At 67.6% G+C, this 9,644-nt stretch carries 10 protein-coding genes; 7 read left to right on the top strand and 3 right to left on the bottom strand.

What is annotated here, in order from left to right:
* Positions 1-166: 166 nt before the first annotated feature.
* From dxs to thiE, 4 genes are all read left to right on the top strand, one after another.
* Complete coding sequence (gene dxs, locus NTX40_06425; GenBank protein ID MCX5648715.1) at positions 167-2,059, top strand: 1-deoxy-D-xylulose-5-phosphate synthase; 1,893 nt, start codon at positions 167-169, stop codon at positions 2,057-2,059.
* A gap of 93 nt (positions 2,060-2,152) precedes the next feature.
* Positions 2,153-3,004: an NAD(+)/NADH kinase gene (locus tag NTX40_06420; GenBank protein MCX5648714.1), complete on the top strand. Its 852-nt coding sequence runs from the start codon at positions 2,153-2,155 to the stop codon at positions 3,002-3,004.
* Positions 3,005-3,065: 61 nt separating this feature from the next.
* Positions 3,066-3,284, top strand: coding sequence for a ferredoxin family protein (locus NTX40_06415; GenBank protein ID MCX5648713.1), 219 nt, complete (start codon positions 3,066-3,068; stop codon positions 3,282-3,284).
* 124 nt (positions 3,285-3,408) lie between these two features.
* Positions 3,409-4,509 carry a thiamine phosphate synthase gene (gene thiE / locus NTX40_06410; protein ID MCX5648712.1) on the top strand — a complete coding sequence of 367 codons (1,101 nt, stop codon included), beginning with the start codon at positions 3,409-3,411 and terminating at the stop codon, positions 4,507-4,509.
* Positions 4,510-4,589: 80 nt separating this feature from the next.
* Here thiE and NTX40_06405 read toward each other — a convergent pair whose 3' ends face one another.
* The 3 genes from NTX40_06405 to NTX40_06395 form a co-directional block, all read right to left on the bottom strand.
* Positions 4,590-5,579, bottom strand: a complete 990-nt coding sequence (locus NTX40_06405; protein MCX5648711.1) for a hypothetical protein — start codon at positions 5,577-5,579, stop codon at positions 4,590-4,592.
* A gap of 415 nt (positions 5,580-5,994) precedes the next feature.
* The gene (locus NTX40_06400) at positions 5,995-6,474 is read right to left on the bottom strand and encodes a hypothetical protein (GenBank protein MCX5648710.1); all 480 of its coding nucleotides are present in this window, start codon (positions 6,472-6,474) and stop codon (positions 5,995-5,997) included.
* 81 nt (positions 6,475-6,555) lie between these two features.
* Positions 6,556-6,951, bottom strand: a complete 396-nt coding sequence (locus NTX40_06395; GenBank protein MCX5648709.1) for a hypothetical protein — start codon at positions 6,949-6,951, stop codon at positions 6,556-6,558.
* 180 nt (positions 6,952-7,131) lie between these two features.
* Between NTX40_06395 and NTX40_06390 the strand changes: the two genes are divergently transcribed.
* From NTX40_06390 to NTX40_06380, 3 genes are all read left to right on the top strand, one after another.
* A complete protein-coding gene (locus tag NTX40_06390; GenBank protein MCX5648708.1) occupies positions 7,132-8,097 on the top strand; it encodes a fused MFS/spermidine synthase in 966 nt (321 codons plus the stop codon).
* Entirely contained in the window at positions 8,094-8,768 is a 675-nt protein-coding gene (locus NTX40_06385; GenBank protein ID MCX5648707.1) for a fused MFS/spermidine synthase, read from the top strand. The genes NTX40_06390 and NTX40_06385 overlap by 4 nt, the downstream gene beginning before the upstream one ends.
* A gap of 121 nt (positions 8,769-8,889) precedes the next feature.
* Positions 8,890-9,644 (top strand): lyase family protein (locus NTX40_06380; protein MCX5648706.1); only part of this gene is annotated, 755 nt, incomplete at its 3' end.

The following is a 9,644-nucleotide window of genomic DNA, read 5'->3' as shown; positions in this document are numbered from 1 at the left end:
GTCGTGGAGAGGACGTTTTAGCATTGCGGATTGCGGAATGCGGACCCGCCGTCGCCGAGGCTATGGCGGGCAGGTTGCGGAATGAACGGCGAAAGGCGTCCCGGGGATTTGTCCCGGGGATTCGCTTCGCTCATCCCCGGGCTTTAATGGCAAGCGGAGTGCGGTGGTGACGGAACGGTTGCTGGACAAAATTCGGTCGCCGAAGGATCTGGCGGGGCTCGACGCCGGCGAATTGCGTCGGCTGGCGCAGGAAATCCGCGCGCTCATCACGGAGACGGTGGCGGAGCACGGCGGGCACCTGGCGAGCAACCTGGGCGTCGTGGACCTCGTGATTGCGCTGCATCGGGCGTTCGATTTTTCGCGCGACCATCTGGTGCTGGACGTCGGCCATCAGTGCTACGCCCACAAGATTCTGACGGGCCGGCTCGAGGGGTTTGCGCGTCTGCGGTCGGCGGACGGCGTGGGCGGGTTTCCGAATCCGGCCGAGAGCCCTTACGACCGGTTCCGCTCGGGCCACGCGGGGGCGAGCATTTCAACGGCGCTGGGCCTCGCGCTCGCCGCCAAGGCGGCGGGGTCCGACGCGCGGACCGTGGCCGTGATCGGCGACGGGGCCCTGGCGAGCGGACTGGCGCTCGAAGGCCTCAACCATGCGGGGGATGTGGGGGCGAACCTGCTGGTGGTGTTGAATGATAATCAGATGGCGATAAGTCCGACAGTGGGGGCGTTGGCGCGGTACCTGACGGCCGTGCGGACGACGCCGGCCTACGACAATCTGAAGGAAGAGGTCCGTGGGGCGCTGGAACGGATGCCGTTCGGCGGTCCGATCACGCGGGCCCTGCATACGTTCAAGGGCGCCTTGAAGGAAGCGATGGTGCCGGACCACGCGTTCGAGCACTTCGGGTTCCGCTGTTTCGGCCCGGTGGATGGGCATGACATGGAGGCGCTGCTGGAAACGCTGGAGGAGATGAAAGGACTGGAAGGCCCGCGCCTCCTGCACGTGCACACGCAGAAGGGATTCGGTTTCGCGCCGGCGGCCCGGGAGCCGGAGTCGTGGCACATCGCGCCGCCCTTTGCCGAGCAGAACGGTGAAATCGCCATCACCGAGGAACCGGCCGACCGGCCGACGTGGACGCGGGCGGCGGTGGACGAGTTGATGGCGCTTGCCGAGAAGGATGAGCGGATTGTGGCCATCACGGCGGCGATGGCTGAGGGGACGGGGCTTCTGCGTTTCGCGCATCGGTTCCCCGACCGGTTTTTCGACGTGGGGATTTGCGAGCAGCATGCCGTCGCGTTGGCGGCGGGCCTGGCGAAGGGCGGCCTGAGGCCGGTGGTCGGCGTCTACTCGACGTTTCTCCAGCGGGCGTACGACCAGTTGTTCCACGAGGTGGCGCTCCAGGGCCTGCCGGTCGTCCTCCTGGTGGACCGGGCGGGCCTGGTGGGAGCGGACGGGCCGACGCATCACGGTTTATATGACATTGCCTACATGAGACATTTACCGGGCTTCACCCTGGCGGCGCCGGCCGACCGGGCGGAACTGGCGGGGATGCTTCGGCTGGCCCTCGCGGCCGACGGGCCCTGGGCGATCCGGTATCCGCGCGACCGCGTGCCGGCCGAGACGTTCTCCGATGCGCCGGTCGAAGTCGGGCGCGCGGCGATCCTGCGCCAAGGCAGGAGCGGGGCGCTCCTGGCGTACGGGTCGGTGGCGGCGGCGGCAGTCGAGGCGGCGGAGCGGCTCGCCGGGGAAGGCGTCGAGGTGACCGTCGCGAGCGCGCGGTTCGCCAAGCCCCTCGATGCCGACTGCCTGGCGTCGCTCGTGGAATCACACCCGTGGGTCCTCTCGGTCGAGGATCACACGGCGCCGGGCGGTTTCGGATCGGCGGCGATGGAGGCGGCGGAGGTGCGCGGCCTGGAGGTCCAGAAGATTCACCGCGCCGCGGTGCCGGACGTGTTCGTCGAGCACGACAGCCGCGGAGCGCAACTGGCGTCGGCGGGCCTCGTGGCCGAGCGGATCGCCGACCGCGCCCGCGCGCTGGCAGCCGGGATGACACGCGCCCAGTAAACTGGGCGGCTAAATGTTGGCGCGCCGGGCGCGGGGGTGTACACAGTTAGCCGCCCAACTTGTTGGGCGCGCTATGTGTGGGAGGATCGAGCCGTGAAGCAAGTTCTCCTGATCGTCAATTCCGAGAAGCCCGGGGCGCGGGAGTGCCTGGACCGGCTCCGTCCGTGGGTCGAAGAGCGCGTCCGGACCGAGACGATGGAACTGGCGGACCGGCGAGTCGAGACCGGAGCCGACCTGGCCGTCGTGTTGGGCGGCGACGGATCCATCCTCCGGGCGGCACGCATGCTTGCGGGGCGCGAAATCCCCGTCGTCGGCATCAACCTCGGGAAACTCGGGTATCTGGCGGAGTTCACGGCTGAGGAGTTCTGCCGCCACTTCGACGCCATCGTCGCGGGCAAGGTAAGCGTCTCCCGCCGGCTGATGCTCCACGTGCGGTGCGAAACCGCCGCCGCCGGCACGCAGGAATACCTTGTCCTGAACGACGTTCTCCTCGCCGGCGGCAAGGCCCACCGCATGCTGGCCATCGAAGCCAGCGTTGACGGCGAAAAGGTGACCACCTACTACAGCGACGGCGTCCTGGTCGCCACGCCGACCGGATCGACCGCCTATTGCATGAGCGCCCAGGGACCGATCCTGGTGCCGGGCATCGAGGCGATGGTGCTTGTGCCGGTCTGTCCTCACTCGCTGACGCACCGGCCGATCGTCCTCAGGCCCGACAGCCGGGTGACGCTCCGGCCGACGGGCCTCCAGGAAGAGGCGAGCGTCGCCATCGACGGCCAAGAGGTCGTGCGTCTGGCTCGCGGCGACTCGGTCGAGGTGCGGCGGGCGGACTCGCCGTTTCTGCTCGTCCAGAATCCGTCGCGCGGGGCGTTCGCGACGCTGAGCGAGAAACTCCACTGGGGCCATCTGCCGCGGTACGGCAACCGGAGTCCGGGCAAACCTTGACGGGCAGGCGCCGGCGGGCTTATGATTCCCCGCGAGGCTTTGGGCGGAGCGTAAAGTTCACATGGCCCATCAGATCCGAATCCTGACCGAATACTGCAAGGGCTGCGAGTTGTGCGTCGCCGCCTGTCCGAACGGCGTTCTGGAGATGTCGGACGACCTGACGGAACTGGGCGTGCGGCCGGCGCGGCCCAAAGCCGGCGCCGAGTGCAGCGGCTGCACGCTCTGTTACCAGGTCTGCCCGGACGCGGCGATCGAGATCTGGGAAGTCGAGGCGGTGTGACGGCCCCCCGGCCCGGGCGTTTTTCCGGCTGCGTACGACCAAGCCCAGGGCCGCCACGGCGGCCAAGGATTTCAATCCCAGGTCGCCGTGGCGACCCTGGGCTTATTCTTTACAATGGAGCGCCATGCCCGAAGCCGACCGGCAATCCGTGTACCGCATCCTCGACGCCAACGCGAACCGGGCGCGCGAGGCCCTGCGCGTCGCCGAGGAGGCGGCGCGGTTCGCGCTGGAGCGGCCGGACCTCGCTGAGGCGCTGAAGCGTCTTCGCCACGACCTGCGGGCCGCGCTCGCGCCGCTCGACGCCCGCGCGCTCCTTCAGGCGCGCGACACGGCGGGCGACGTCGGCACGGCGATCTCGACGCCCGAGGAGGCCTGCCGCGAAAGCACCCGCGACGTGGCCCGGGCCGCCTTCAAACGCCTCGCCGAGTCGCTCCGGGTCCTGGAAGAGTACGCGAAGGTTGTCAGCGCCGACGCCGCGGCCGCGGTCGAACGGCTCCGCTACCGTGCGTACGACCTGGAGAAACGGTTCGAAGAGGCGCTCGATCCATCGGGGCGACTGGCGGCCGGCGGCGTCTGCGTTCTCGTGACCGAGTCGCTCTGCCGGAGGCCCTGGCTGGAGGTCCTGCGGGGCATTCTCGCCGGCGGGGCAGCCTGCGTCCAGGTTCGCGAGAAGCATCTGGCGGACGGCGCGCTCCTCGCGCGTGCGCGGCAGGTGGCGCGCACGGCCCACGAGGCGGGGGCGCTCGTGGTCGTCAACGACCGGCCGGACGTGGCGGTGCTGGCCGGCGCGGACGGCGTCCACGTGGGCCGGGACGACCTCGCGGTCCGCGAGGCGCGGCGGATCGTCGGTCCGGAGCGTTTGGTCGGCGCGAGCACGCACAGCCTCGCCCAGGCGCTGGCCGCCGCCGACGCGGGCGCCGACTACATCGGCTGCGGACCCATGTTCCAGAGCGAGACGAAACCGCAGTCCGTCATTCCGGGCCCGGCCCTTTGTGCCGAGGTGACGAGAGCGGTCGGCCTGCCCCGTAGTAGAGAGCATCTCTCACTACGGGGCCTGCCGGTGATGGCGGTCGGGGGCATCACGGCCGAGCGGGCGGGCGAGGTGCTGGCGGCCGGGGCGGCGTGGCTGGCTGTTTCGGGCGCCGTCTGCGCAGCCGAGGATCCGGAAACCGAGACGCGGCGGCTTGTGGAAGCCGTGGCCTCCCGCCGCGAGGCGCGAGACTGAAAAACGAAGTCCCATGGCACAGAAGGCGGTGGCGGCCTAGGAAGGCCGCCACCCACGAGCATTCTGGATTTATCAGACATCTAGTCCCAACTGCGTTCGCCGCCGCCGTGTCCGCCGCCGCGTCCGCCCCGTTCGCCGCCGGGGGGTCCGCCGCGTCCGCCCTGTCCGCCGGGTGCTCCGCCGGGACCGCCCCCTCCGCCGGGAAGGCCGCCGCCCATCATGCCGCTGAACTGGCTGCGCAACTGCTCCGCTTTGGCCTTCTGTTCTTCGCCGCGTTGCTTGAGCAATTCCTCGGCCTTGGGCCGCTGCTCGCCGTTAAGGACGGCCAGGACGCGTTCGCGGGTGTCGGTCCCGATTTCAGTCTGGCTTTTTTTGAAGGAGTCGATGCGTGTGCGCATGTCCTGGACGCGGTCCTCCGGGCTCGCCTCTTCGCTGCGGGTGAAGGTTGTTTTTCGCATTTCGGTGAGTTTTCCGGCGCCCTCTTTGAGGATATTGCGGATCTGGGCGACCTGCTCGTCGGAGAGTCCCAGGTCCTCTTTGATGCGGGTGGTGGTAAGGATCCAGAGGTCGCCGTTGCCTTCGCCGAGGCTGTCGCGCTGTTGACCGATTTCGCGGAGTTTGGCGAGTTGTTCTTCGGAGAGCAGGCCGATGGCCTCTTGCATCATGGCTTCGAGTTCCGGCCGGGCCTCGCGGAAAGCGTCGGCCAGGGCGCGGAACATTTCGCCGCGGCGCGCCTGTTGCTGCTCGGGCGTGAGTCCCTCTTGCGCGCTGTTGTCCAGGCTGATGCGGTCCCGAATCCGGTCAAAGGTCGCCTGGGCCTTCTTCTGGAGTTCGGCGATGCGGGCGTCCTGCTCGGCCGTCAGGCCGATCTCGGACCGCACGATCGGGTCGCCGATCGAACTAAAGACGCGCCGGGCCTGCTCCATGGCCGTACGCTCGCGCATCCGCTGCTCGGCGGCCTCGCGCCAGCCGCCGGTCGTCTCCGCCCCGCCGGCTGCCGCCACCCATCCCAGTGTCAGCGCGGCCGCGCACACGGCCGCAAGAACGGCCCCAACTCTTTTCTGTCTCATCTCGGATCTCCTTGTGGTGGTACTATAGAGCGATCGGTCCACTCCTCTCGCTACCACGGGCAAACGCCCTGGCGAGCGGATTATTGCGGGAATCCGCCGGAGGGTGGACGGGTGTGGCAAGATTTTCTGGCAGCCCCGGAAGGGGCGTCTGACAGGTAGCCACGGGCGCAAGCCCGTGGACCCCGGACGTCCCACGTCCCCCTCCTTTCTGTCCCCCGCAGGGGCGCCCGCCTGGGCGGGCGCCCCTGCGGGGGGTTGAAAAAAAGAAAGCGGTGGGGTCGCTTCTGCCACGCCGACCACGGGCTTGCGCCCGTGGCTAACGTCAAACGTGCCTTCGGCACTCCATCGCAAAACCTCCCATCGGTTACGCCTGCCGGAAAAAAATTGCCGCACCCGACCGGGGGTTGGCGCGAGGCTATCGGTTGGCCGCGGAGGGAGCCTCGTAGAACAACTGCCCCTCGCCGCCCGTGACGAGCGTCACGCGCGGGTCGGTGACGAAGGTTCCGAGGTTTCGCCACTCGAACTTTTCCTGGCGATAGCGGTTGTCGGCGCCGAGGCGGCTGCGGAGGACCTCGAAGTCGACGCTGTTTTCGGAAAGGATCCGCTGCCAGCCGGTGTCTCGCGGATCGTCGGTCGTCCGGAGGACCTCCGGCGTGCTGAACGAATGGAAGAACGCACGGCCGTAGAGCCGGAACTTCGGCCGGACCTCTCGCGACAGATGGCGTTCGAGGTACTCAAACACCTGATCGTGGGCGAGGCTGCCGATGATGACGACGTCGAATCGTTCCGCGAGGTCGAAGCACGCCTGCATGTCGAGGCGCTGCTTTGTGATGCCGCCACGCGTCGTCGTCTTGCGTAGGGGGGAGGTCGAGGTGAGAATCGCGATCTTTTCCATGTCTTGCCTGTTGCTGGATCGTTCCGAGGTGCGTGTTTCGGCCGACGGTTCTCGCTGCCGAGTGCGGCTGTTGCTCTGCGATCAACTCAGGCTGTCTTTAGTATAGCCGAGTTCCTTGACGATGGCCAGCACTTCGCTCCAGGTCGGGAAGGGGCGGTTGAACTTGGTCTTGTACCGGTCGATGGCGCGGACGAACTCGATTTCTTCGAGCGTCAGGTCGCCCTCTTCGACGCGCTTCTGGAAGGTCGCCTGGTCCTCTTTTCGGCGCCGGTCGAGCCGTCGGTCGAAGGTGGTGCGCCGGTCGCTGCCGGTGCGGCGGTCTCGCAGGACTCGCCGATCGCGGCTCCCTCGGCGCTCGGGTCCGCAGTAGTTGTCCGGTTTTCCCGACCGGCGGTCCTCGGCGCTCCGCCGCTTTGCCTTGGAGGGTTGATCGGCAAGAGCCTCGTCCATCGCCTCGATCAGGTCATCCTGAGCCACGCTTTGCCCTCCACGCAGTGCGCCTGTTGTGGGGCCTCCGAGAAAAATATCGGCGGGAAAGGCCTGTTGGATTAGCGAATCTGGACAACATGGGGGATGCGAATGGTGGCGCGCATCGTTTTCGTGGTGGAATCGGCTGGCAATAGGCGGCGCCGATGGGTAGGCTCTCGGAGCCCTAGCGTGGAGACGGAGCCAATGCGCGTGCGGGTTGTGGCTGGCATCGCGGCACTGGCCGCGTGGGTGACGAATCTGGCGGCGGTCCCGGGCGCTTCGTCGGAAGACTCCATCATCCGCTACGACCGGGAATCGCGCTATTACCGGATCCAGGTGGTGGACTATCCGACGCAGGGTCGGCGGTGCCTTCACTTCTCCAAGTCGCGGGGCATCCAGTCGAGCATGATCCTGGCGGATCCGGCGCGGTTGGACTTGAAATACTCGCAGGCGATGGCAGCGGCCCTGGCGCTGCATCGCGACCCGCGAGAGGTTCTCCTCATCGGGTTGGGCGGCGCGTCGATTCCGAAGTTTATTCAGAGACACTTCCCGGCGATAAACCTCGATATTGTCGAACTGGATCCTGACGTCGTCCGGGTGTGCCAGGACTACTTTGAGTTTCGCGGGAACGCGAAAACGCGCGTTTTCGTGATGGACGGGCGCATGTACCTGAAGCGTGCGGAGAAGCAGTACGACCTCATCCTGCTGGACGCGTATGCGGCGGATCACATTCCGTTCCACCTGACGACGGTGGAGTTCGTCCAACTGGTGAAGTCGCACCTGAAACCGGGCGGAGTGGTGGCGTCGAACCTGTGGGAGAAGGCGATCAATCGGTTTTACTTGGCGGAACTGAAGACGTTCCAGGCGACGTTTCCGCAAGTCTATCTGTTGCCTGCGGCCCAGTCGGGGAACATCATCGTCTTCGGCACGATGGCCGAAGAGCCGGTGACCCCTAAAGAGTGGGTCCTGCGGACGGAGCAGAGAGTCCGCGGCCGGGATATCGGTTTCGACCTCGCGGACCTCATCGGGCGGGAGTACCAGCGTCTGACGGACCGCAAGATTGACGAAGCGGTCTTGACGGACGACAAGGCGCCGGTGAACACGCTGCGGCACGAAAATCCGAAGCACTTCGAGGAGGAGGGCGCGTCGCCATGATCCGCGCGGTGGTGCTTGCGGCGGTGTTCCTTTCTGGGGCGGCGCTGATGAGCCTGGAGATGGCAGGGGTTCGCCTCGTCCAGCCGGAGTTCGGCAGCGACATCATCGTCTGGGGGAGCCTCATCAGCGTCTTTCTCGGGGGCCTGGCGATCGGGGCGATTCTGGGCGGGCGTCTGGCCGACCGCCGGCCGGCCTTGTGGAAACTCGGCGCGATCCTCGCCCTCGGCGGCGTCGTGGCCCTCTCGATTCCCCTCTATTCCGACGCGGTGCTCGACTACCTGTTTCCGGGAGAAGGGGCGCCGCTTCCGGAGGAATGGAACGACGGCGGCGCGGGAACCGGCGACGGCCAACTCGTCGTCTACATGCCGCCGGACCTGAGGTGGCCGACGCTCGGCGTCGGACTGCTCCTCTTCCTTGTGCCCTCGGTGCTCCTCGGTATGGTCACCCCTTATGCCGCTAAACTTCTGATCCACGCTCTCGGCCACTTGGGAGCCGGCGTCGGGAAGATTTCGGGCCTCTCGACGGTGGGGGCCATCGTGGGGACGCTCGGAACGACGTTCTACCTCATCACGTGGATGGGGACGCGGTGGCTTCTGGCGGCGAACGGGCTGGTGCTCGTCGGCCTGGGCCTGGCGCTCGCGCTCGTCCACCTCGCCACGCCGCGCGAGTGATGCGCCCGCTTCGGAGCCCGCCTCCGGCCATCGGCTACAGTCTTTCCGCCGGCCTGCCGATTTGCTAAGATACCCGACCATGAGCCGCCGAGGAAGCGGCCTGACCGGATGGAGACAAACGATGGCCAAACTGTGGGAAAAGGGTTACGAACTGGAGCCTGAAATCGAGCGCTTCACCGTCGGCGAGGATTATCTGCTCGACCGGGACCTCGTGCGGGCCGATTGCCTGGGGTCGGCGGCCCACGCGACGATGCTCGCGAAGGTCGGCCTCCTGACGGCCAAAGAGCGCGACCGCCTCCTGGGCGGCCTGCGGACGGTCCTCGAGGATCTCGCCGCCGGAAAGTTCTCCATCACGCCCTCCGAGGAGGACGTGCACACCGCGGTCGAAGAATACCTGACGGACCGCCTGGGCGACCTGGGGAAGAAACTCCACACAGGCCGCAGCCGCAACGACCAGGTCCTCCTGGACCTGCGCCTCTGGGGGAAGGAGCAGTTGCACGCGCTCGCGGAGCGGACGGTAGCGCTCGTGCGGGCGCTCGAGGCGTTCGCGAAGCGGCACGAGTTCGTCCCGATGCCGGGGCGGACGCACATGCAGGTCGCCATGCCGTCGAGCCTGGGCCTCTGGGCCGGGGCTGCCGCCGAGGCGCTCCTGGACGACCTGGAACTCCTGAAGGCTGCCCATACGCTCACGGACCAGTCGCCGCTCGGATCGGGGGCGGCCTACGGGTCGGCCCTGCCGCTCGACCGCAAACTGGTGGCCGACCTCCTGGGCTTCGCGAAGGTGCAGAACAACGTCCTTTACTGCGCGAACTCGCGCGGCAAGGCGGAACTCGCGACCCTGGCGGCCTGCGGCCAGATCATGCTGGACCTGGCGCG

The organism is Planctomycetota bacterium (assembly GCA_026387035.1).
Taxonomy (GTDB): Bacteria; Planctomycetota; Phycisphaerae; order FEN-1346; family FEN-1346; genus JAPLMM01.
The sequence above is the reverse complement of the archived record's forward strand: the minus strand, read 5'-3'. Positions and strand labels throughout refer to the sequence as shown.